Annotated in this window: 19 protein-coding genes, 1 tRNA gene and 1 pseudogene; 17 read left to right on the forward strand and 4 right to left on the reverse strand. The window is 44.5% G+C overall.

Annotation, left to right across the window (positions count from 1 at the left end):
• Window positions 1–94: 94 nt before the first annotated feature.
• A complete protein-coding gene (locus AAFP14_RS05250) occupies window positions 95–970 on the reverse strand; it encodes a tetratricopeptide repeat protein (protein ID WP_341731248.1) in 876 nt (291 codons plus the stop codon).
• 268 nt (window positions 971–1238) lie between these two features.
• Window positions 1239–4454 (reverse strand): hybrid sensor histidine kinase/response regulator, encoded by a 3216-nt coding sequence (locus AAFP14_RS05255; RefSeq protein ID WP_341731249.1) that lies wholly within the window; start codon window positions 4452–4454, stop codon window positions 1239–1241.
• Window positions 4455–4849: 395 nt separating this feature from the next.
• Between AAFP14_RS05255 and AAFP14_RS05260 the strand changes: the two genes are divergently transcribed.
• From AAFP14_RS05260 to kaiC, 3 genes are all read left to right on the forward strand, one after another.
• Entirely contained in the window at window positions 4850–5791 is a 942-nt protein-coding gene (locus AAFP14_RS05260) for a circadian clock protein KaiA (protein WP_341731250.1), read from the forward strand.
• A gap of 105 nt (window positions 5792–5896) precedes the next feature.
• On the forward strand, window positions 5897–6211 hold the full coding sequence (gene kaiB / locus AAFP14_RS05265; RefSeq protein ID WP_340520079.1) for a circadian clock protein KaiB: 315 nt from the start codon (window positions 5897–5899) through the stop codon (window positions 6209–6211).
• Between the two features lie 137 nt (window positions 6212–6348).
• Complete coding sequence (gene kaiC / locus AAFP14_RS05270) at window positions 6349–7911, forward strand: circadian clock protein KaiC (RefSeq protein ID WP_341731251.1); 1563 nt, start codon at window positions 6349–6351, stop codon at window positions 7909–7911.
• Between the two features lie 204 nt (window positions 7912–8115).
• Here the strand turns inward: kaiC and AAFP14_RS05275 are convergent.
• A pseudogene (locus AAFP14_RS05275) lies at window positions 8116–8253 on the reverse strand (transposase); the annotation flags it as partial.
• A 162-nt stretch (window positions 8254–8415) separates the two neighbouring features.
• Between AAFP14_RS05275 and AAFP14_RS05280 the strand changes: the two are divergent.
• The 10 genes from AAFP14_RS05280 to AAFP14_RS05325 all read left to right on the forward strand — a co-directional run bounded on the left by AAFP14_RS05280 (window position 8416) and on the right by AAFP14_RS05325 (window position 16790).
• Window positions 8416–9849, forward strand: coding sequence for a hypothetical protein (locus AAFP14_RS05280; protein ID WP_341731252.1), 1434 nt, complete (start codon window positions 8416–8418; stop codon window positions 9847–9849).
• A 161-nt stretch (window positions 9850–10010) separates the two neighbouring features.
• Complete coding sequence (locus AAFP14_RS05285; protein WP_341731253.1) at window positions 10011–10409, forward strand: hypothetical protein; 399 nt, start codon at window positions 10011–10013, stop codon at window positions 10407–10409.
• Complete coding sequence (locus tag AAFP14_RS05290) at window positions 10406–10918, forward strand: hypothetical protein (RefSeq protein WP_341731254.1); 513 nt, start codon at window positions 10406–10408, stop codon at window positions 10916–10918. Before AAFP14_RS05285 ends, AAFP14_RS05290 begins: the two co-directional genes overlap by 4 nt.
• Entirely contained in the window at window positions 10902–11396 is a 495-nt protein-coding gene (locus AAFP14_RS05295) for a hypothetical protein (RefSeq protein ID WP_341731255.1), read from the forward strand. Before AAFP14_RS05290 ends, AAFP14_RS05295 begins: the two co-directional genes overlap by 17 nt.
• Window positions 11393–11662, forward strand: coding sequence for a hypothetical protein (locus tag AAFP14_RS05300; protein ID WP_341731256.1), 270 nt, complete (start codon window positions 11393–11395; stop codon window positions 11660–11662). Before AAFP14_RS05295 ends, AAFP14_RS05300 begins: the two co-directional genes overlap by 4 nt.
• Window positions 11650–12201: a hypothetical protein gene (locus AAFP14_RS05305; RefSeq protein WP_341731257.1), complete on the forward strand. Its 552-nt coding sequence runs from the start codon at window positions 11650–11652 to the stop codon at window positions 12199–12201. Before AAFP14_RS05300 ends, AAFP14_RS05305 begins: the two co-directional genes overlap by 13 nt.
• A 225-nt stretch (window positions 12202–12426) precedes the next feature.
• Window positions 12427–12834: a hypothetical protein gene (locus AAFP14_RS05310; protein WP_341731258.1), complete on the forward strand. Its 408-nt coding sequence runs from the start codon at window positions 12427–12429 to the stop codon at window positions 12832–12834.
• A 130-nt stretch (window positions 12835–12964) separates the two neighbouring features.
• Window positions 12965–15985, forward strand: coding sequence for a DUF5906 domain-containing protein (locus AAFP14_RS05315; RefSeq protein WP_341731259.1), 3021 nt, complete (start codon window positions 12965–12967; stop codon window positions 15983–15985).
• A 140-nt stretch (window positions 15986–16125) separates the two neighbouring features.
• On the forward strand, window positions 16126–16473 hold the full coding sequence (locus AAFP14_RS05320) for a hypothetical protein (protein WP_341731348.1): 348 nt from the start codon (window positions 16126–16128) through the stop codon (window positions 16471–16473).
• A gap of 122 nt (window positions 16474–16595) precedes the next feature.
• Window positions 16596–16790 carry a hypothetical protein gene (locus tag AAFP14_RS05325; RefSeq protein WP_341731260.1) on the forward strand — a complete coding sequence of 65 codons (195 nt, stop codon included), beginning with the start codon at window positions 16596–16598 and terminating at the stop codon, window positions 16788–16790.
• 66 nt (window positions 16791–16856) lie between these two features.
• On the opposite strand, the gene AAFP14_RS05330 is transcribed toward AAFP14_RS05325, so the two are convergent.
• Window positions 16857–16929 (reverse strand) — tRNA-Arg (locus AAFP14_RS05330).
• Between the two features lie 437 nt (window positions 16930–17366).
• Here AAFP14_RS05330 and AAFP14_RS05335 point away from each other — a divergent pair.
• The 4 genes from AAFP14_RS05335 (at window position 17367) to AAFP14_RS05350 (ending at window position 24785) form a co-directional block, all read left to right on the forward strand.
• Window positions 17367–20240, forward strand: coding sequence for a hybrid sensor histidine kinase/response regulator (locus tag AAFP14_RS05335; protein ID WP_341731261.1), 2874 nt, complete (start codon window positions 17367–17369; stop codon window positions 20238–20240).
• Entirely contained in the window at window positions 20233–21666 is a 1434-nt protein-coding gene (locus AAFP14_RS05340) for a hybrid sensor histidine kinase/response regulator (protein ID WP_341731262.1), read from the forward strand. Before AAFP14_RS05335 ends, AAFP14_RS05340 begins: the two co-directional genes overlap by 8 nt.
• Window positions 21667–21786: 120 nt before the next feature.
• On the forward strand, window positions 21787–22179 hold the full coding sequence (locus tag AAFP14_RS05345) for a response regulator (RefSeq protein WP_341731263.1): 393 nt from the start codon (window positions 21787–21789) through the stop codon (window positions 22177–22179).
• Window positions 22179–24785 carry a PAS domain S-box protein gene (locus AAFP14_RS05350; RefSeq protein WP_341731349.1) on the forward strand — a complete coding sequence of 869 codons (2607 nt, stop codon included), beginning with the start codon at window positions 22179–22181 and terminating at the stop codon, window positions 24783–24785. The genes AAFP14_RS05345 and AAFP14_RS05350 overlap by 1 nt, the downstream gene beginning before the upstream one ends.
• Window positions 24786–24797: the final 12 nt, after the last annotated feature.

Here is a 24797-nt window from a genome sequence, read left to right on the forward strand (position 1 = left end):
AGTGAGTTTTTTGGTAGGGAGGGCTGGAAGTCCTGCCCCTAAAATGGTTATTGAATCCTAGTTCGACATCTCAGTTTCACCAGACTTGGAGATGCTAAATTTGCCCCGAAGGTGGAGCGTCTTGAATTTTAGCGAGTGCTGCTTTCATTTCGGGAGTTGCTAGGAAGTTTTGGGTATCTGCGATCAAGCGATCGCCCCAGAGGTTTTCTTTGAGAAAATCTACAGTAGCATAGCGTTTATCTAGTTTTAGAGCAGCTTCTCCCATCGCTAAGCCTTTTTCTTTGTCACCTTTGCCGTACCATGCTACTGCTAGAGCAAGCATTGGTTCGGCTGCTTTGTTGTCGATCGCGATCGCCTGTTCCCAACGTTTAATCGCGCCATCGGCATCTCCCTTTTCGTATTTGACTAATCCGATATTGTTGAGAGCGGGCCAGAGATTTTTTTCTAAAGCAAAGGCTTTTTCATATTGGGCGATCGCATTATCCAATCGTTTAAGCTTGTAAAAAGCATTGCCTAAATCAAATAATGCACCCGGATTATCTGGTTTTAACTTTAACCCTGCTTGTAAGTATTCAACTGCTTTTTCATAGTTTGCTTGCCGAAAATGAGCTTCTCCCAAGACAAATTTAATTGCAGGATTTTCCGGCGACAGAGATTGAGCTTGTTGCAAAGCGTCAATGCCTTTTTGCAACTGGTCAACTTGAAGGTACAACCCGCCTAACAAAGTCCAAGCTTGAGAATTCTTAGGGGCTAATTGTGTGGCGAGTTCGGCTCTGGGTACCGCGAGTTGGTACTGCTGGAGTCTGGCTAGCTGGACAGCTTCTTCTCCCAGGCTCAAGGCTGTTTGTTCGAGTTGGGCAGAGTCGATTTGTAGGGTGTAAGGCAGGAGTGCCTGGGCGACAACGGGTTTGGGCATTGTACACAAACCGAGGGCGAGTAGCAGAGATATGAGAGGAATCCGATTAGGCACGCGAGCAGCCCCAGCAAAAAATATAAAGGTTTCTCGATCGCCTATGATATCATTTCCGGTTACACCGTCAGGTGATGTTGACAGTTGACAGTTGACAGTTGACAGTGAACAGTGAACAGTGAACAGTGAACTCGAATTTACTATTCCGATGAAGAGAGGATTTGATATGATAACCTATAATTCTCCCCTTCAGTCTCGCCGGACTAGATTATATTAATGGCGATTGAGACCATAGTCCGATCGTTCGGTTAATTGTTATGAATCTTTGCTACGCCTGGATGCTCTGTTGAATTCTATCTAACAATTGGGCTGCTGATAAAGAAGAAGGCAAAATTTTAGCAGCTACTTCTTGTAGTACCAAGTCGATCGCCTCCGATTCGGAATTGACACTACACCGATAATCCAAAACTAATATCGGCGGTTTTGTTGCCATTTCTCGCAGACTTGATAGTGCTGGCAACACACTGCCCGATTCCGAGTGCGTGTCTCGTAAGCAAAGCAAAACTAAGTCCACGCTTTGATATTGCAACTGCTGCAAAACTTCCCTCCAATGGAGAGCAATTGAACCTCGAAAGCCTGCGGTTTGGATGTACTGAATCAAAGCTTGAAAGTTAGGGGCAAATTTTTCCGAATTATGAATAGGAAAATCTAATTTTTTCCCTCGATAATCGGCATTTTCGGCGGCGGCTAGATCCTGATTTTCCCTCATATTTTGCTGCAAGTCCAGTAAGGTAGAAATATCAGCAAATAAAATGCTGGGCTTCCAACTCATCCCAGCAGCTACTTGAATAACTTGCCACAAAGCAGAGGCTACCAAAGGAGTGTCGGAGGTGTGGCTGTCGGTGGCTAAACACGGAAATACTGACAGTCCCTTGACTTGATTTGCCAGTTGTGTAGTTGCCTGATCTAAAGTTACTAAAGGCAGAGAACCCAAACTCGAAGACTGACTTAACTGTTTGATAAAAGCTGAAGGGTTTTGCAGTTGGTTTGTGCCGTCTAAAACGATCGCATCGGGACGCCAGATACGAGCCACCAGTTCTGCCTGACCGAGGTCATCTGCTTCTAAAACGCGGCAGTAGGTAGGGTTGAGCAATAAAGATGAGCCTTGGGAGGCACTGTTGTGCGGGCACAGCCACAAAATAGTCAAAGAACTTCTGGCATGGCGACTATTGCCATCGGGGTGTCCGATCAAATCACTTAGTAGCATTCCCAAGGCTGGCTCTGTGACTGGTAAGCTTAAAAAACCTTCGGCTCGGTTGACGGAGGCCCGTTCTTTTTCACCTCTGGTGGCTGTGATGATGGCTGGTATCGATCGAGTATCTGGATCGCTCTTGAGCAGTGTCAGCACGTCCCAGCCGGACAACAGTGGCAACAACGGGTTCAGGAAAATCACTTGGGGACTGAATCGGCGGGCTTTTTCCAGTGCTTCGGTGCCGGAACGGGCGACAATTACTTGATAACCTAAACCCATCAGAACTTTGGTTAAATCTTCGATATATTTGGGAACTGCTTCGACGATTAATACGAGGCGAGATCGAGAATTGGCGATCGGGTACTGATATTTTGGTTTTAATAATTCTGGCTCTATGTCTGCATATTCTGCGACATCTTCTGTAGTGTTTCCCGGAGGATTTGGTGGCAGGAGTAAGGTGAATTGAGAACCTTGACCTTCTGAGGAAATAAACGAAACGTCTCCACCGTGGAGCCTAGCTAAACGTTGAGTCAGTACCAGTCCTAATCCGGTGCCTTGAAATCGCCGAGTTAGGGGGCTTTCTAACTGTTGGAATTTTTGAAATATGAGGTGCTGTTTGTCTGCGGGGATGCCGATGCCGTTGTCCCAAACTGTGAAAGCAATCCAGCCTTCCCAAACATTTACTTTCAAGCCAATTTTGCCACCAATTTCTGTGAATTTGAGGGCATTGGATAGCAGGTTGACGAGCATTTGTCGCAACCGCAGTTCGTCGGCGATTAAGTGCCTTAGTCCCGGTTCAATTTCAAGTATAAATTCGGTTTCGATGGGGGATTCTTCCCCAGGGTTGGCGGTAGTTACCTCGGATTTTGATGGGGATTTTTCTTCTTGCTGTTGGAGTTGTTTGGCTTGTTCAAAGGCTCTGTTGCAGGCTGCGGTAATTTCGACTGGTTCGGGAATTAGTTCTAGCTGCCCGGTTTCCATCCTGGTCAGGTCTAAAATGTCGTTGACTATGGTCATTAAGTGTCGCCCGCTTTGATGGATGAGTTTGGCGTAGCGAGTTTGGCGATCGTTGAGTTCTCCGATTAATTTATCTTTGAGGAGGCTGGACAAACCGAGGACGGCGGTGAGAGGGGTTTTTAGTTCGTGGCTGATACAGGATAAAAATTCGTCTTTTAGTCGGTTGAGGTGGATTAAGTCGGCATTTTTAGCTGCTAGTTCTTTGGCGACTAAATGTTCTTCGGTGACATCTTGTCCCATGACTAAAATTAGGTTGTCCGAGAGTGGCTGTTTGACAAATTGCCAGATTCGTTCTTGACCTTTTTGGACTGGACAGTCGCAAATGTATGTGTCTGGTTTGCCTGCGATGGGACACCAGGCTGGGCTGGTTAAGGTGGATGGGGAGGCGGCGGCGTAGAGGGGTAGGGGGCAACTGGTGGGTGCGGTGGAGTCGCGATCGCCCCCTGGACTTACTCCTACTAAGCTTCTGAATTCTGGGGAGATGGCTAAACTTGGGGCACTATTATATTTAGTCGGTTCTGGGCTAGGTAGATGGGGAGATGAGCGGTTTCGATTGACTACTGTTTCTGGGACTGGTTCTGGGCCTGCTCCCAGTAAAATCCGCCACGCTGCGTTTTGACTGACTATCTGTCCGGTGGGGGTTTGCAATCTCAGGGGTAGGGGCAGTTTTTCCAGGAGTTGGACTAGGGAATTGAGGTTTTCCGAGGGTTTGAGTCCTGCTTCGAGAAAGCGTAATTGAGCGTCTAGGGCGCTGGCCCTCGCTGAATGTACCGACTCTCTGGCTGCTGTTTCTTGAGCTTTGATGCTGTATTCGGCAGCGGTGGAGATCGGGATGAAGTTGCTGTGGGCGACGAATTGCAGCAGGCTGAGGCTGTTTATAAGTCCCAAAAATTTGCCTTCGGAATTGGTGAGGGCGATGGGAGTATCGACCTCTGTGCCCTCGATTTGGCCGACGTCCGATAGGTGGTTAATTTCTGCTGTTTGCAGGTATTGCCAGAATTCGCTGACGCTCCAATCAGCAGGTACCGATCTCACCGGAGCGATCGCGATCGGGTTTTCTGACAGGGGTTGTTGCCATTTCTGGTCTTGGTCTGGCAGGGGCATGAGGCTGCGGAGATATATTAATCCCAGGGGCTGTTGTTGTTCGTTGACTAATGCGATGCGATCGCAGTTGCCCTGACTAAAAATTGACCGCAGTGTTTTTAGCTGAGCTGTCGGTCTGCACAGTGGCACTGGCTCGATAAAATTTTGGAGACTAGGGCGGGTTTGTGGCATAACGAACCTGAGAGTCTGCTCCCCTGAGCAGTAATATTTTTGAGACCCAATGTAGCTGCCGATTTCTGTATCTAATTTGTTTTATATCAGTCTGCTAAGGCACCTTGAGGCTTGACCGATCCCCGCCAGTTCGATGCCAGTGCTTGATTTGGGGCTACTAGCACCTATTTTAAGGCTTAAGCTTAATTGCAGAAATCACGCTGGGGGTGCTTGAGCTAGCAGCAAAGGACTACAGTTTTATTATCCCTCTGTTACAAGGTTGTCACCAATTTTGGAGTTAAGATTGGTAACATAAATGTTGCGATGATTGTTAAAATGTTAAGTGTTTTGTAAAGGAGATATCAACTCTGAGCGATCCACCATTTTCAGGCAACTTAAATGTTTCACCTACAGCTTTGCTTCCCCAACTGTCTATATGTATCTTTGTCCAGTCAGAGGAACTCGCAGGCTTTGCGATCGAGGTTTTGCGGGGCAGACGTTATGCTTTGACGCAGGTTAAGTCGGAGACTGAGTTTTTTGGATACCTAAAGCACAATTACCACCTTGACTGTTTGGTTTTAGAAGTAGATGGGGAACTCCGATCTCTGACGGGTAAGCTCCAAGAGCGATCGATCTTTTTACCTGCTGTGATTTTTGCGACCAAGCCCGGAGATGATGAGACGCAGGAAGTGCCACGGACATCGGACAATGGCTGCTATCCGTTGGTAACTAGCCCCGAACTGAATCAACAGCAAAGTTGCTCTTTTTTTTACCATGCTGCTGAGGTGCAACTCCCAATCGATCGATGGGACGAACTTACAGCCAGTATCGATCGGGCGATCGCCCAATTTTTGAAACTTTCTACTCCGGTTCCTTTAGATGACCAATCTGCAAAGGTAGGTGCAACGGCACAATTAACTGCTCAAAGTTTACTACAACGACAGCAACGCCGACTTGCTGAAAAATTGCGGGAGCGATTAGGATACTTAGGTGTGTATTATAAAAGAAATTCCCAGAATTTTTTGCGTAATCTGTCTCAGGAAGAAAAGCCCAAATTTTTGGAGCAATTCAAGTTAATTTATCGAAAAATTGTTTTGAGTTATTTTTCTGAAGATACTGCCGTAAATAATCAAATAGATGAATTTGTGAATATAGCTTTTTTTGCGGATGTTGCGGTGACTCAAGTTGTAGAAATTCACATGGAATTGATGGACGAGTTTGCCAAGCAACTCAAATTAGAAGGGCGCAGCGAAGAAATATTGCTGGATTACCGCTTGACTCTAATTGACGTCATCGCTCATTTGTGCGAAATGTACAGGCGATCGATTCCCAAAGATGCCTCGGAACGTGGAAGGTAAAACCGGGCTAAAAATATTATAAAATACGAAAGAATAGGGGATTTAAGACAAATAACAACTACAACTAAAATTTGATAACTAACACTCAATCTCTCATAAAAGTTCATGACTCCTCTGAAGAAAACCTACGTTCTCAAGCTTTACGTTGCGGGAAATACTCCCAACTCAGTGCGAGCTTTGAAGACCCTTAAGGACATCCTCGAACAAGAGTTTCAAGGAGTCTACGCGCTGAAAGTGATAGATGTTCTCAAAAATCCTCAACTAGCAGAAGAGGATAAAATTTTGGCAACCCCTACCCTGGCAAAAATTCTGCCGCCTCCGGTGCGAAAAATTATTGGTGATTTGTCCGATCGGGAAAAAGTTCTGATAGGATTAGATTTACTCTATGAAGAACTTCGCGAAGAAGACATGAATTCGTAAGATAATTAAGTTACAGTCATTAGTCAGCAGTAATTAGTTATGGAGTGCTAGCACCAGCTAAACAATGAGTACAAATACTAACGAGCTGCGGTTAATGGCTGAAAACTTAAAAATACTGACAATTGATAAAAATCGACATGAATGAAATTAGTCAAACGGTGCAACCAGAAGGATTGGTAACGGCGGGAGTTCAAAAAATCCGCACCATGATTGAAGGCTTCGATGACATCAGTCACGGCGGAATGCCCATCGGTAGAACTACCCTAGTCAGCGGCACGTCGGGAACCGGAAAAACCTTATTTGCTGTACAATTTCTTTACAACGGAATCACCCATTTTGACGAAGCCGGAGTTTTTGTAACTTTTGAAGAATCTCCCACAGACATTATTAAAAATGCCTACAGTTTCGGCTGGGATTTGACTAAGTTTATCGATGAAGGTAAGCTATTTATTTTAGACGCTTCCCCAGACCCAGAAGGTCAGGATATCGTGGGAAATTTTGACTTATCTGCCTTAATTGAACGCATTCAATATGCCATACGCAAATATAAAGCGAGGCGGGTTTCTATTGATTCGGTGACGGCAGTATTTCAGCAATACGACGCTGCATCTGTGGTGCGACGCGAAATTTTCCGTTTAGTTGCACGCCTTAAACAAGTAGGCGCAACTACAATCATGACTACGGAACGGGTGGAAGAATACGGCCCGGTGGCCCGGTTTGGAGTGGAGGAATTTGTCTCGGATAATGTGGTGATTGTTCGCAACGTTTTGGAAGGAGAACGTCGCCGCCGGACTATGGAAATTTTGAAGTTGCGAGGGACCACTCACATGAAGGGGGAGTATCCTTTTACAATCACCAATGACGGCATTAATATTTTTCCCTTGGGGGCCATGCGATTGACTCAAAGATCTTCCAACGTTCGGGTTTCTTCCGGCGACAAAACTCTCGACGAAATGTGCGGGGGCGGTTTCTTTAAAGACTCGATTATTTTGGCTACGGGTGCGACGGGAACCGGCAAAACCCTATTGGTAAGCAAGTTTTTGGAGAATGCTTGCATGAATGGCGATCGCGCTATGCTGTTTGCCTATGAAGAGTCGCGGGCTCAGTTGTTCCGCAATGCTTATTCTTGGGGCATTGATTTTGAGGAAATGGAACATAAAGGTTTGTTAAAAATTCTTTGTAATTACCCAGAATCTGCTGGTTTGGAAGACCATTTGCAAAATATTAAATCAGAAATTGCCGATTTTAAACCCTCTCGAATTGCGATCGATTCCCTGTCCGCGTTAGAACGGGGAGTTAGCAATAATTCCTTCCGGCAATTCGTGATTGGAGTGACAGCTTTCGCCAAGCAGGAGGAAATTACAGGCTTTTTTACGAATACAAGCGACCAGTTTATGGGTTCTAATTCGATTACAGATTCCCATATTTCTACGATTACTGACACGATCATCATGCTTCAGTATGTGGAAATTAGAGGGGAAATGTCGCGGGCAATTAATGTGTTTAAGATGCGTGGTTCCTGGCATGACAAGGGAATTCGGGAATACACTATTACTGATAACGGACCCGTAATTCGGGATTCTTTCCGCAGTTACGAACGCATTATCAGCGGTTCTCCGACTCGAATTACAATTAATGAGAAGAGTGAATTATCGCGGATTCTTCAGGGGGTACAAGGTCAAGACAATGATGATATTTGACCCTGAGTCATGATTCGTGGTTAAAATGAGGTTGGGCTTGGCAGCTCAACCCCAATTTTTGAAACCATTAAGGTGCGTCAGTTCGTAGTCGATCGATCGATGGTGGACATAGATAACGCCAACTCTCCACAAGTGTAAGTGTGGAACAGGCATCCTACCTATTCCAAAATAATTATCCCAGAGGTATAGCAACCGCCAAGGCGGTTAGGACGCAAGATGTAAGACAACCTCGATCGCATCTCGCAAAGAATCAAACTGATTCTTGAGTTTACGAATTCGACTTTTCAGCCAAGACCAGCATTGTTCAATTTTGTTGAAATCAGGGGAATATGGTGGTAAATATTCGAATCAAAGCCTCGCTCTTGAATTACGAATTTCCGTCGTTCTAGGCATTTTTTGCACCCACTCTGAAAGTCCTGTTTTTGATTTGAGCGAACACTGAGCGACTTGCTGTAGGCTGAGTGCATCAGTCAAACTCAGCACTATCAGAGTAGGGAGCGAAAGATGAGCGAAAAGTCTAATCCTGTCACTGTAAGTACCACCGCAGACTACCTTGTTGGTTACGAGCGGATTCTAGACTACTTCAAGCAAGCACAGAAAGAATGTCCCAAGGGCGTAGGGCTAAAAAGAGACAGGAAGGGTAGCGGTGGTTACATAACACTGCAATTCAAGTTAGGTAACAAGCGGGTCAACAAAACTTGTGGGTGCTACCTGACGATGCAAGGTATCACTGATGCTCTGAGGAAAGCTCATCTAGTTGCTAGCGCTTTACAATCCTTCTCTAGCGAGAGTCGATTTTTAGCCTGGTATGATGATGTTATTTTGGACAAAAACGTCATCAAAAATGATTTGATAACCTTTGGTGAGGCGATAGCAAAAGTAGAAAAAGAATACTGGGAGGGGCGTACTAAACGCCGTCAACAACGTGACAGGAATAATGCTAGCCATCAAAGCTCCTGGGGATGTGTTTACGGACAATATTTTAAACTGCTACCAAGGGAGGCAATTGTAAACTCAGTAGATATTTTGTCTGTGATTCACATTAAGAAGCAAGGAACTAAATGCTTTAATAACTGCTTGTGTGCAATGAAAAAACTAGCTGAGACTATTGGCGATACTGAGTTGTTGGGTAGACTTAAAGAAATTGACGGTACACAAACAGAATTTCGGGAAGACCTTCAAACTTTATCAGTCGATGATTTCCTAAAGCTTCGCATTCAGGTTCTCAGTGTCTCTGATGATAAGCGATACCATCTGGAATCGCGTAAACGGTGGCTGTGGGTGTTCTCAATGCAGATGGTGTATGGCTTTCGGGTTCACGAAGTGTTTGCTATTCAGAACATCGACAAACCTTTCAAAACAAAGGATGGCGTTATTATCCCGGCACTGATTGAGCCAAACAATATAAAGATGATTGCTGTAGTTGGTGACAAGACATTACTCGACACGACGACTAAAACTGGCTACCGACTGTGTGTGCCGATGCTTCCCCCTACTCATCTTGACTTGATAGAGTGCTTAGAAATTAAGTCAGGTAAATTGCCTGAGATTGGCACGCTATCCAGTAATCCGAAAACAATTGCGGGACTATATAGTGACCGCGCTCAAAATATCTTAAGAAGGTGGAACAAAGGTTTTACCCAAACCCATGCTTTACGCCATTTAGCTAATCTCAGTGGTCAAATGGCTGGAATGTCTCAGGAAACAAGAGCTAAAAGTCTGGGGCATTCACCCCAGATGAATGAAACTGTTTACAAGCGTCGCGCTAACACTGAGACAACTATTGATTTATTAACTCAGTCTACGAAGGAAGCTATTCCTTTGGGTAGTGCAATTGGGGTACTTAAGCAGTTAGGTAGTGATGTGAAAAATGTCAAACTGCTAGCCGCTATTTACGGGATTACACCCGACGAAGTGATGGGGTTACTCACCGAATAATTATCGACAAAACTTTACAACCGAACTGTTGACAGTTTGCTGGGAAGCTGCGATCGTATGTAACTAAGGAAGATTGATGCGCGACTGACAAGCACTTGCAATGCTAGCCAAGTCACGACTTCCCCAAACCGTTAACTTACAACGTTTGGAGCCTAAATATAATGCCACATTCAGCCGATTGTCCCAAGGGACGATCGCAATTGTTTACGTTTTCCCGTCGCGAGTTGTTCCCAAAAATCGCCTCGACTGCTTTGTTGTGTTTTGCGCCTCATCGGCAATCAGCTATTCAGTTACCCGCAAAATATCCCGCGCCGTCGTTTGGTATTGGGGACAGAGTAGCCAGTCATTGGCCTGTCGGTAGCTATGAAGATGACGACAGGGACTGGGTTGGTGATGCGCCACCGCCGGAAATTGGCGAAATAGTCGGCATCTGTTGGCATCCAATACACCAACATTGGGAATATCAAATTAACTGGGTTAGTGGTAGCGGTGACGATTGGATGTATCCGTGTTTTGAGGAACATCTATGCGACTGTAGCGGGCTAGAGGTTTTGCCATGACTGAACCCCCCATCAGCCACCGTCGCATTGACAAGTTAAAAGCGATTGCCTACGACCGTGGTTTTACCAATGAAGATGCCAAACAGTTCGGGAAACTCAGCAAAACTGCCACATGGGAGGCATTGCTAGAACTGTACCTAGTTGACGGTGAATCCCTTGAGACGGCGACTGTAGACAGTGTAGACAGTGTAGACGCCAATAAAGTTGCAAGTGTAGACAGTGTAGACAAAGCATCTGAACCGCTTGACCTACAAGCTGTAGACAGTGTAGACACCCTCGACTGGACTAATGACGGTTCCTTTCCCGTCTGCAACTTTACCCGCCACAATTCCACATTCTTTGACTGGGTTGATTTTGGACAACTCATTGCACTTGCACTCGCTTCTGTGGGGGTATTTGTGCTGGCTATGTCTATGTGGCGACAAATCAACCCGCTCAATCTATTCCCTAAAATCCGCATCAACATTCAAATAGGAGCCGAATATGGGACGCATGAACAAAATCTTTAAGAACGACGAAAAATCGGGCGGTTTAAGCCATGGTAGCCACGCTATTAACCATTCCACCGTTTTAGCCCCAACCAGTGCCGACGCAATCAGTCCGCTAAATCCGGGCAAGTTCGCAGCAAGTGAACGCTCAGTCCCCATCATCGAAAAACCCCGCTACTTCACAGAAGAAGAAGCCGACGCGATGAAGACGCTGGCAAAGGAGAAAACTGAGGGCGCACGTCACGCCAAACGAGCCTATGAGGCTGCTGGCAAGATTGAGGAAGCCGATGCCAAAGTCCACAAACACCACCGCAAATATGAGGGCGTGGTTGCCGACAACGAGCTCGTAAAAAAGCGCGCCGACGCACGTCTGGGTAAACACTTGCACGGGTTGCGTCCAGCCTACGCTCGATTGGGTATGGGTTTGGAGCAAGCAGCCAGCAATGCCGAGAGCCGTATCAGCGAAATTAAAGCCAAGTTACAAGGGACAAAACTATGAGCAGGGCGATCGCACTTTTCAACACTTTTGTGAGTTGTGCGATCGCTTCCAGTTTTCTCTGCTGGATAGCGTCGCTCAATTCTGGGTTACAGGCTTTGGTAAGAGCCTTGTACCTAGTCGTAGTCCTGTGCTGGATTCTAGGCTGGATACTAGACGACTGGCTGTGCTTGAAATTCCGCATCACAATCCTAGACCTGCAAGGGATTTTGGTTGCAGGTATAGTCGCTGTTTTATTCGGTTTGGGGGTGATGCTATGTCGCTTTTAAAGGTTTGCGCGTTAACAACCTCTGGGTTAATCCTCTGGCTAGCACCACCGTTCACCCTCAGCCGTAAGATTCCGCTGCACAATTGGGTTACTGGGCTGTCTCTAATGGGCGGTTTTGCTTGCTGCTTTGAATCCCGACGAATTGCCCTCAAACTAGCTCAAGCTGAAGAGTTTGAGTCTATGCGTGAGGCTGTTGTAGTGGCTGATGCCGTTGATGAACTGGCTACCAGTGCTTATGTCTCTGAGCAACAACGTCGGATGGAAGCCGAATCTATCCTAAACACGGCGGGTTCTGAACAAGTGGAACACCTAGAACGCTCTCTAGCCCTAAGTCACAGCCAAGATGACGGCTGGAGTTCTGAACGTTCAAATCAACTAGCCGAGAACGCCGATTCAGAACTTTTAGAACGGATTCTGGAACTACAGGCCAAGGGCTATGGCAAGGCAAAAATCATCCTTGAGTTGTGGGGTGTAACTAAGGGTGGTAGTCCAAAATACAAGGCTGCTGAGGCTGAGTATAAGCGCTTAGTTGAGGAGTGAGCAAAAATCTCTGCAAGTGTTCAGAAGTTGTCACGAAAGACTTAAATGTTCCGTGATATGGGAAACACTTTGCAGAGGTTTTGCAACCTACTCACAGTAAGGCTTATAAGCGTTGTATGTTGTGGCGGAAGACTTAAATGTTCCGAGATCGCACTCACAACTCCCAGCACCCTATTTTTGGGTAATTGTAGCGGCGGTCTTTCCCGACTCTTCTAGAATAAAACGATGGACTTTGAAGAATGTAAAGAACAAATTAGGCGGATGTGGGCTCGGCGGGTCAAGGGCGACTCGTTAGCAGAGGTGTGGGCAAACCAAAGGAAGTGTTCGTGGAAAAATCCAGCATTTTGGAAAGTTTTTACCTACACCCTCAGAAAATTTGTTTCTAGCTCTTTCGGAGTTAATCTAAGCCTCATCCACTCTTTCGCCTGCATTATTGGTCAAATCAGAAGCGGAGCAATCCAAAGAGTTTTGGCCAGCCTCGAAGTCTTTGCGTTACTCGAAGTCTTTGCGTTAATCGTAGAGACGCTGGATAAGGAAATCCAGAGAGGCCCGCCAAAGGGTTTTGTACCGCTTCCCGACATCGAGATAGGTGGCTGTGCTCGCAACGACAGCTTAATCGCACCCGCAATCTAACCCGCGGGGCGGTTCCTCCTGTGTCCTAAATTTTCAAAAAAAGTAAACGCCAAAAAACCGCTGCATTCAATTGGAACCTGAGTAACAGCGGTCTTTGGTACATAAAGCGTCTTTTAGAGGCGCTAAAAACATGACTAAATCATACCCCACCGGGGAAAATTCCGCATCCGATTCCTCAGAAATTTCCAGCCAACTGAGCACAGGCTTTTTCGATATCCGTGACCATTTGGACAAGCTGGAACCAGGCAAAGAGAAGAATAAATACACTTGCCCGGTATGTGGCGGACACAACCTAAGCGTTGAACCTAGAACTGGCAAATATAAGTGCTGGTCTGGCGACTGTAGCAGCGCTGCTATCCGTGAAGCTATTAAGCCGTTATCCGAGTTCTTGGCAGAGCAGCATGGCAACAAATCTGCCAGCACCCGTCAGCCCGCCAAGAAAGCTACCAAGAAAGCACAGTCAGTACCAGTCCCAATTCCCACAGGATTGAAGCTCTTAAAGCTGCTAGTGCCACAATCCGGGCCCGAACCATTTAAACCTCAGTACACCCCAAAGGATGTACCTGCCGATGCAGAGCAAGTCACCTACGTTTACAGTGCCTCACAGGAAGTCTTTCGTTTCCAATGGGTAGACCTGAGTAAACCAAAGGGACGGGACAAAACCTACCGTCAGATTCACATTGATGGCAACGGTAAACGGGTATGGGCTAAAGGTGACTCACGGTGGCCTGCTTACCGGATTAATGAAGTAGTCGAGACTTTGAAGGGCGTACCAGACGGTGAACCCGTTGCAGTTCTGATGCTTGAGGGTGAACCAAACGTAGAACTCGCACGGTCTCACGGTATCGCAGCTTTGACCATGCAGGGTTCTAATTGGAGTCACCCTGAGATACAAATGATGGCTGAAACACTGCAAGCAACAGGGAAAAACATCGTACTCGTGAAGCTGCGGGATAACGATGACACAGGAGTTAAGAAGGGTACAGAGGTTCGGCTGGTTTGCAACCACATTCAATTCCCTTGCCTAGTCGTTGACCCGGTTGCCATTTGTCCAGATATCCCAGACAAAGGGGATATCCGAGAGATTTTGGAAACTATGGACATTGAAGAGTTTATTCGCCGATTAGAAGCGGAAATTCATGGCGCTGCAACGGAAGAAATACAAGAAAATCCTTTACTCTCACGCCCGCATACGTGTGAAGATGTAGTATATTTGTCGTCTAATAGTAACCTTGACGATTACATTCCAGACACAGCACCAGTTTCAGAAGAAAATTACGTTCTAAAAGCTGAATCTGCACTGTACTCTGACGGTCATTGGGTGTCGATTGCGGGTCAAATTTACCGATTCACTGGCAGTTACTACGAGTTGCGTTCTGAGGCTTCCGAGAAACGTCGCATCTTTGAGTGGTTGAGGACTTACTCAGAGAAAGGGAAAGGGGGCGTGTACCGTCGCAACCGGGCTAACTCTGGCAGTGTTAATCAGGTTTATGACTGGATGGTCTTAGGACTGGCAGTGGACATTGAGACTGTGAACCCGCCGGGATTGAACTGTTCTAACGGGGTGGTAAAAATCAATTCTGATGGCTCACACACGATTACCCCCCATGACCCAAAACAGGTCTACACATACATCGGCGGCAAATATGACCCTGACATTGATGCCACAGATTGCGATCGCCTTTTGGAGTGTCTTGAGCCACAGCAGCGAGAGATTTTTCTGAGGACAATTGCTGCTGCACTGTGTCTGCCATTGGCTCGTTTGAAGATGTCGCGGGTCAAAGGACTGCTTTGTCACGGCGATGGTAGCAACGGTAAAGATACTTTGCGGACTGCGTTGGTGGCGGTGTTGGGACGCGGTGTGACTGGGAAGTCTTTAAAGGACTTTCAGATTTATGACACTGGGAGAAAGTTTCCCCTCGCTGGTCTGGAGAATTCTTTGTGCAACTGGTCAAGTGAGAATGCGGACGCGGTGAAACTGGACAAGCTACAAAGTCTCAAGCAGTTCATCACCGGGGATGAGTTGACTATTGAACATAAGGGACGTGGTGAGTATCCATACAAGCCAGAGGCGATATTTCTTGCTAACTGCAATGTTCTGCCATCTATCAGTAGTGACGCAGAAGCTATCCGCAGCCGATACTGCATTCTGAGTTTTAAGAAAACTTACGTGGTCGGGGCTTCTGCCGGTAAAGGTGAATTAGAAGCAGACCCTCGGTTTAAGGAAGACCCAAACTTTATTCTGGAACGAATTGCACCGGCACTGCTGAACAGGATGTTAGAGCGGATACCGTTGCTGCTTGCCCAAGGGATTAATTACGGTTCCAGTGACGCGGCTTTACGGGAAGCTCAGGAAAAGTCTCAGCATCTGTGGCAGTTTGTCAGAGATATGGGGTATGAGGTTGGTCAAGGTGAGCGGGTTTACGCTAAAGATTTGTGGCAGGAGTTGCGGAACTGGTATATAGAGGCAGGCATTCTTGAGATAGAGGGTGACAAGGAAAAACTGATTTGGAACGAGTTGCCGGGGCGGGACACTCCCGTTAAGGCAATCAACCAAGTGTTTGCTCGGTTCAGTGAACTATTCCCTAAGTTAGAAAAACACCGACACACGGAACGGGGTTTTGAATCTCAACGAACGATGGGAGATTTTTACTATCTCGGCATCAGCAAGCAAAATTCTAAAAGAAGTGAAAAAAGTGCTCCAGCGTCTCCAGCACCTGATTCTACCGTTGTTTTATATCCAGCAGTGCTCCAGCAAGAAAATTATGCTGGAACACCGCTGGAGCAAACAATCCTTACGCAGAGCGCTGCTGGAGACGCTGGAGCACTAAATCCAACTTTTTCAGAAGTTTGCAATTTACTCTCAAAACTCACGTCTAAGTTCACTGATGAGGAACGGCGAAAACTGGCAGAAATACTCACTCAACCTCAACCGGAACAGCCAACACCACCAACACAGCCCAAGCGCGTAACCCTCAAAAAAGGTGTGCGAGTCCGCTACGTGGGTGACAACGCTGGCTGCGTAGCTCAGTACGCAAAACTTGACCTTGTGGTTGATGAGGTTAAAAACCACTACGTTGCTTGTCTGAAGCCTGATGGCAGTTTTACGACTTGGCTCAACCCCCAAGACTTAAGGGTGATTCCTGACTAGGCAATGACCAAGGACTGACGGCTAGAATCTTATCCCCCTTAATTGGGGGATTTTTGTGTCTACAAATTTTGTAGACAAATTGTTGACACTGTAGACATCTATCGGTTATTGTAGACAAATAATGTTTACAGGTGTCTACAATGAGTCAAAGTCAAGTCGTATCGTTCAGAGCTTCCGGCCACTTTCTTAACTGGATAGAAGCCCAAAGGCTAGAGGGTGAATCGGTAAGTCAAGCTGCACAACGTATTCTCAAGGAAATATCGGGAGTGTACGGTGACTACAAGCTGTATATAACTAGCGGCAATCCTGTGTCTACGCTTCCCGCCGATGTGTCTACACTTCCCACCGATGTGTCTACAAAAAACTCTCATGACGTCGTGTCTACAAACATTGTAGACATTGTAGACAAGGCTGTAAGTTCAAGTCTTGACCCTGTGATGGAGCGGATGGCCGCTATTGAGGAACGGCTGGGAAAATTGAGCGCCTGAGTGACGGCAACGATGAATCACTCAGGCAGGAATTAAAAGCGGCCAACAGGCAACTTGCAGAATGGGACAAAGAGCTCAATCAGTTACACGAGCGCAACGGCGATTTGGGCTTGAAGGTTCAGATGTTGGAGCAAGAACTCAAGGAAGCACGGCTCTCATGTCAGGAAAATAAAAACTCAGCTCCGGCAGTCGCAGAATTTCCCGGTGCCGCCGATCTACTCAACCAGTTGAAAACCAGACGCAAAAAGTCCGGGGCAAACTTGGCGGATATAGAGGTGGTTTTGGAGATACTTGAAACCGACAGGAGCGAAATTTGAGCGGAAAATAGGACTATCGGTAATAAAATTAACCTAAAACCCTTGGCGTACAAAAGACATACAAAATGAGCACGGAGGGACTCGAACCCCCGACCCTCAGGACCGGAACCTGATGCTCTATCCACTGAGCTACGTGCCCTCAACTCTCTTGACTGTATCACGTCTTCCCCAAAATAGCTAGTCCGATCGCAAATTCGATCGCTAGCCTCCACATCCCTTAACAATCCAGCAATTGCCTTCGAGTCGCCCGGATTCTTGCCCACGCACGCTGACTGACTAAACTAAATCTACCATTCCCCATCGACTTGACCTAACCCTTAAATAAAGTATCTGGGGCATTTTTCCTCGTCGCCGACTCAAAAATCTGTCTAAATTGTCAAAATCATAGGACAATTGATACAATAACAGCCTATAACATCGCCAATACTAGATTTAAATTGATCGGGGGTTGAGCATCTACCGCAGCGAATAACCAGAAAACAATTACCTATAGCTAATTGGCCGTTGATGGCGCTGCTTTTGAGACAGATTGTACCAGGACTGTCCTAGATTAAGTTCACCAAACCTCTCAAACTTATGGTTTTTAAACTTTTAGAGAAACTTCCCCTGCGAACTGTACTGATAGTTCCCTTTGTACTGCAAATAGTCGGAGCAGTGGGACTTGTAGGATATCTTTCTTTTAGAAACGGACAAAAAGCAGTTAATAACTTAGCTAGTCAGTTGATGAGCGAAGTTAGTGCTCGCGTCGAGCAAAACCTGCAAATTTACGTCGCCACGCCCCATCAAATTAATCAAAGCAAGCTGGATGCAGTCAAACTGGGGCTGTTAAACATGGAAGATTTATCAGCTTGGGAGAAATACCTTTGGCGGCAAGTACAATTATATCCTTATATCAATTTTACATCCATTGGCAATAAAAATGGAGAATATAGAACCGGAGAAAAACTTTCCAATGGCTCCCTGATGATTAATATGTCAGGACGCTCTAGTGGGTTTGACTTTTATTCTTACAATACTAACAATACAGGCGATCGCACTACAGTAGCAACTGTTGTCAAGTCTTTCGATATTCGCCAACATCCTTCCTACCAAAATGCGGCTAACGCAGGCAAACCCACTTGGAGCTCAGTTTACATCTCCTTTTTGGAGCCGACATTAATCATCAGCGCTCTGCAACCAGTCTACGAAACAGACCAACTGGAAGGAGTATTAATTACTGCCTTGCGCCTAGACCACATTGGTCAATTTTTAAACAGTCTCAAAGTTGGTAAATCGGGACAGGCATTTATCATGGAAAGAAACGGCACGCTGCTGGCGACTTCCACTTCCGAAAAACCTTTTCGTACCAGAGGTAATAACAAAGAACTGTTTAAGGCTGAAGAAAGTGTTGATGCTACGACTCAAGCCACAGCGAAATATGTAGCAAGTCATTTTCAAAAATTAAAAGAAATTCAAGCTTCCTATACTTTGAATTTTCCAATAGAAGGCAAACAACAATTTGTCAAACTCTTACCATTTCAAGATGGCAAAGGTTTAGACTGGCTAATTGTGGTCGTGGTTCCCGAAGCTGATTTTACCGCCGAAATAGATGCCAATACCCGCATGACGATTTGGTTATGTTTGGCTGCTTTGGGAGTAGCTGTAGTTATTGGAATCTTTACTTCTCGGTGGGTGACAAGTCCTATTTGGCGCTTAAATACAGCAGCCAAAAACCTTGCCAAAGGTGAATGGAATCAAACAGTAGAAATTCAACGTAAAGACGAATTGGGAGAATTAGGCAAAGCATTTAACAGCATGGCTCAACAACTGCAACATTCTTTTGAAAATCTTGAAAATAGAGTGGAAGAACGGACGGCAGAATTAGCTGTAGCTAAAGACAAAGCTGAAGTCGCAAATCAAGCTAAAAGTGCATTTTTGGCTAACATGAGTCACGAATTGCGATCGCCTCTAAATGCAATTCTCGGCTTTTCCCAACTAATGACTCGCAGCCAAAGTCTATCGCGAGAAGACCAAGAAAATATGAACATAATTAGCAGCAGTGGAGAACACCTGCTCACCCTAATTAACAATGTTCTCGATTTGTCCAAAATTGAAGCGGGACGCACTACCCTCAATCCCAAAAAGATAGACATTTATCGCCTGCTGTGCGATGTTGAAGATATGTTTCAATTAAAAGCAGATGACAAAAAATTGCAGTTAATTTTTGACCGCAGTCCCGATGTACCACAATACGTGGAAACTGACGAACTAAAATTGCGACAAGTCTTAATTAATTTGCTTAACAACGCTCTCAAATTTACTGATGAGGGTGGTGTCTCGGTTAAAATTAGCAAGCAGGTAGAATCGGAAAATTATCCGACTGTAAAAAAGTCTAAGCCAATCAAAGATCGCCAAATTAAAGATGTTGAAGATTCCGAATTAACTATGTATAAAAATCCTAATTTTGCCTCACCAATTCCCCTTGGTGATTCAATTTATGCCCCGGATTCAGTCCCGGTTAATTCTTCTTTATTTCTGCATTTTGAAGTAGCAGATACAGGCAAGGGTATTTCCCAGGAAGAATTACATAATCTTTTTGAACCTTTTGTACAAACACAAACAGGAAAAGACTCCCAAGAGGGTACAGGATTAGGCTTGCCAATTAGTCGCAAGTTTGTTGAATTAATGGGGGGTGAAATGAGTGTCAGTTCCGCGGTGGGAAAAGGCACAGTTTTTAAGTTTGATATTCAAGTTATTGTGGTCGAAAGTGCTGAAGTTGAAAGCAAAAAATCAACTAGCCATGTGATTGCCCTGGAACCAAACCAACACCCCTATCGAATTTTGATAGTAGACGATAAACCGCTGAATCGCCAACTATTAATTAAAATTCTGAATCCTCTAGGGTTTCAATTGAAAGAAGCTATAAATGGTCAAGAAGCAATTGAAATTTGGGACACTTGGGAACCACATTTAATTTGGATGGATATGAGAATGCCTGTAATGGACGGTTACGAAGCAACCAAACACATAAAAGGCACTCTCAAAGGTCAAGCTACTGCAATTATTGCACTCACTGCTAGTGTTTTGGAGGAGGAACGGGCAGTGATTTTGTCCGCGGGTTGCGATGCCTTTATGCGGAAACCTTTCCGGGAAGCCGAGATTTTTGATGCTATGCACAAACATATTGGAGTGCGGTATATTTATGAAAATACAAAGGAAGTTAATGTACTGAAAACAAACAATGGGGATTTTGAGGTACTTACTGTGGATGCTTTCAATGGATTACCCCAGCAATTAGTAGCTGAGTTAAAACTGGCTATACTGAATATAGATCTGGATTTAATAGATAGCTCGATCGCCCAAATTAGTTTGCAGAATCCTTTACTGGCCAGTGCGATCGCAAATTGTATAGAGAATTTTGACTACGATCGAGTGTTGAATTTAATTTCTGAAACAAAATACCATGAATAACGACACGAATACTAACAACGGTAATATTTTAGTAGTAGATGATACACCAGCTAATTTGCGCCTGTTAGCGGGAATTTTGAATGGAAAGGGCTATAAAGTCCGCCCGGTCCCTAATGGGGAATTGGCACTTTCTGCTGCTAGGGGAATGCCTCCAGATTTGATTTTGCTGGATATTATGATGCCAGAAATGAATGGCTATGAAGTATGTCAAAAAATCAAAGAAGATGAACGCACTCGCGACATTCCGGTCATTTTTATTAGCGCCATTAACGATGTGCTAGATAAAGTAAAAGCTTTTGCTGTAGGTGGTGTAGATTATATTACTAAACCTTTTCAAGTAGAAGAGGTGTTGGTGAGAGTGGAAACTCATCTGGCAATGTGTCAATTACAAAATAAACTCAAACAAAAAAATGAAGAATTAACAGTCGCTTTAGCACAATTAAAAGCCACTCAAAATCACTTGATACAGTCGGAAAAAATGGCCGCCCTGGGACAACTGATTGCTGGGATTGCTCACGAAATCAATACGCCCCTAGGCGCGATTCGATCGTCTATTGGGAACATTAACAATTTTTTGGATAATAATCTAGAAAGTTTGCCCGTTTTTTTTAAAGAACTTTCCGTCGAACGCCAGCAAGATTTCGTGAATTTAATGCACAGTTCCACCAAACAAGATTACTCTTTATCGACGCGAGAAAAACGGGAATTCAAAAGAGGTGTGAAGCAGCAGCTAGAGTTCCAAGAGATTGGTAATGCGGACAGTCTTGCTGGTATGTTAGTCAATCTTGGCTTGCAGACAGATTTAGAATCGTTTTTGTCGCTCTTAAAAGACCCCGACAGCGAAAAAATTCTCAAGACAGCTTATGAGTTTTCTAGTATTCAGAGAAGTGCTAAAACGATCGCTACCGCTACCGAACGTGCAGCAAAAGTCGTGTTTGCGTTAAAAAGTTATGCGCGTTACGACTTTAATGGAGAAAAATTAGAGGTGAATATTGCTGAGGGAATCGAAACTGTATTAACTCTTTACCAGAATCAACTCAAACACGGTGTCGAAGTCATCAAAAACTATCAAGCCGGAGTGCCAGCGGTATGGTGTTATCCCGACGAACTCCATCAAGTTTGGACAAATTTAGTGCATAATTCTTTACAAGCGATGGACGATAAAGGAATTTTAAGAATTGATATAGTACATGAAAATAACTGGGTAAAAGTTAGCATTACCGATAGTGGCAAGGGAATTCCGCCTGAAGTATTGCCCAAAATATTTGAGCCGTTCTTTACTACTAAATCTATGGGTGAAGGCAGCGGTTTAGGATTGGATATTGTCCGAAAAATAATTGATAAACATCAGGGTAAAATTGATGTGGAATCTATGCCTGCTAAAACTACATTTACAGTCTCTTTGCCAATAAATTTACGGGATTAGGTAAGTGGGTTATGCCCTCGCAATAAGTCCCTGTCGGGATTGTATAATTAATTGTGCAATCTTTTGCAGAGCGATCGCGATCGCCCAATCAGCATACTAGATTAAAAGAGGAAACTAGCCATGGTTAAACCAGCAATTCTGTGTGTAGACGATGAAATATCGGTACTGGAAAGTCTGGAAATAGAACTGCAACAGGCTTTTAACGGACATTATCTCTATGAATTTGCTGAAAGTGCAGCCGAAGCGCTGGAGATTATTGCAGAGTTATGTCAAGATGAGGTGAATATCCTCCTGATTGTCTCTGATTGGTTAATGCCTGGAATGAAAGGAGATCAGTTGCTGATCGAGATTCATCAAAAATATCCAAAAATTGTGACGGTGATGCTGACTGGACAAGCTGACAAAGATGCCATTGAACGTACCAAAACTCAAGCAAACGTCCATGCTTTATTAGCAAAACCTTGGAATCATCAAGAATTAATTGCAGCGATTAAGTCTGGTATAGGAAGATGATGAAAAAACCAGTCATTATTTGTGTAGATGACGAGCCGACTATACTAGATAGTCTGGAAATAGATTTGCTCAACGCCTTTGAAGATAAATATTTAATTGAGACCACAGAAAGTGGTGAAGAAGCCTTAGAGTTACTATCACAATTACTTGCAGATAATTATGAAGTTCCTTTGATTATTTCCGATCAGATCATGCCGAATATGAAAGGAGACGAACTACTAAGAAACGTTCATGCTATATCTCCGAAATCTCTGAATATTATGCTGACTGGACAAGCGGATTTAGAAGCAGTTACTAATGCTATTAACTATGCCAAATTATATCGCTATATCGCTAAGCCTTGGCAGCCGGACGATTTGAAACTAACAGTGACAGAGGCAATATATAAGTATTTTCAGGAGAAACAACTTGCGGAAAAACAAGTAGAACTTCAGGAGATGAATCAGGAATTAGCAAAATTAAGTCGCAAGCAGGCAAGGTTAATTGCGACACTTCACGAAAACGAAAGTCGCTTGAGGCAATATTTGGAAGCGATGCCGTTGGGTGTGTGCGTGCTGGATGCCAGCGGTCAATCTTTTTATGCAAATCAGAAAGCGCGGGAGATATTTGGCAAAGGAACTGTACCCCATATTAATTCCGAGCAAAAAGCAGCAATTTATCAATTTTATAAATCAGGAACAAATCAGAGATGTCCTGTAGAAGAATTGCCAATTATGCGCGCACTTCGGGGCGAAAATGTGCGGACTGAAAGTGTAGAAATTCGTGCGGGTAATAAGATTATTCCCGTTGAAAGTTGGGCGACTCCAATTTATGATTCTCTAGGGGAAATTTCCGATGGGATTATCGCTTTTACTGATATTACGGAACGGAAAAAAGCGGAAGCAGCGTTAATTCAAGCTGAGGAGAAGTATCGCAGCATATTTGAAAATGCTCTTGAAGGTATTTTTCAGACTACGACAGACGGACATTTTATTAGTGCTAATCCGGCTCTGGCTCAAATCTATGGCTATGATTCGCCAGCAGAATTGATAGCAAGTGTTAATGATATTGAACACCAATTGTATGTGATGCCGAATCGCCGTCAAGAGTTTCTGAATTTGATGAAAAACCACGGTACTCTATCTGAGTTTGAGTCTCAGGTTTACTGCAAAGATGGTAGGATTATTTGGATTTCTGAGTATGCACGCACTATTTTTGATGGGAATGGTGAAGTGCTTTATTACCAGGGTTTTGCGGAGGATATTACTTTGCGAAAAGAGGTAGAAATGGAACGGCTCAGGTTTACCAATGATTTGGAAAAAGCTTTAGTAGCAGAAGAAAAGTTAAATGAGGAACTGTCAGAAAGTGAAAATCGGCTGACTCAATTACTGGAAGCGATGCCTGTGGGGATATTTGTCGTAGATGCTAAGGGAAAACCTTGTTACATGAATTCGGCCGGTACAAAGATATTTGGTCAAGGTTTAGTTTGCGATGTTATTCCTGATAAGTTACCAGAAGTTTATCAAGCTTATTGTGCGGGAACTAATCAATTATATCCTATCGATCGCCAACCGGTGATTCGGGCCCTGCGAGGAGAAGTTGTGCGTGTTGATGATGCGGAAATTCACCGCCCGGATCGGATTGTGCCCATTGAGGTTTGGGCGACACCAATTTACGACGAAGGAAAAAATATAGTCTATGCGATCGCAGCATTTCAAGATATCACAGAACGTCAATGTGTAGAAAAAGAGCGCCGTCAATTCACAGACGACTTAGAAAAAGCCCTAGCAGCAGAAGAAAAATTAACCGATGCTTATGGGCGATTTGTGCCCCATGAATTTCTGTATTTTCTGGGATATGAAAGTATTTTAGAGGTGAAATTAGGGGATCAGGTACAAAAAGAAATGTCGGTGCTATTTTCAGATATTCGTGATTTCACAACCCTATCTGAAACTATGAATCCCCAAGAAAATTTTCAATTTATTAATGGTTATTTATCGCGGATGGAACCCGCAATTACTGATAATTATGGCTTTATTGATAAATATATTGGTGATGCGATTATGGCATTGTTTGATGGTAGTGCAGACCATGCTGTGAAAGCTGGAATTGTGATGTTAGAGCAACTAAATGAATACAATACTACTCGCACTCAACCCGATCGCCAGCCGCTACAAATTGGCATTGGTATCAATACAGGTTCTTTAATGTTGGGGACTGTTGGGGGGCAAAATCGGATGGATAGTACGGTGATTAGTGATGCAGTGAATTTAGCCTCCCGCATTGAAAATTTGACGAAAGAATATGGAGTATCGATGTTAATTACTCACAATACTTTTATCCAGTTGGAAGAAGTTTATGATTTGAGGTTGGTCGATCGCGTCAAAGTTAAAGGTAAATCGCGACCGATCACAGTTTATGAAGTATTTGAGGCGGATGGGCCGGAGTCGCGACAGAAAAAGTTAGAGACTAAAGCCATCTTTGAACAAGCTTTGGTATATTATCATAGCAACAGGTTTGTAGAAGCTAGAGAATTATTTACTGCCTGTCTGCAACACCATCCTACAGATAGTGTAGCTCAAATTTATATACAACGGTGTGTCAAACTAGCGATCGCCACTGTTTGACTGAAGCAAGGC

Origin of the sequence: Microcoleus sp. EPA2 (assembly GCA_020882975.1) — a bacterium.
GTDB lineage: Bacteria > Cyanobacteriota > Cyanobacteriia > Cyanobacteriales > Microcoleaceae > Microcoleus.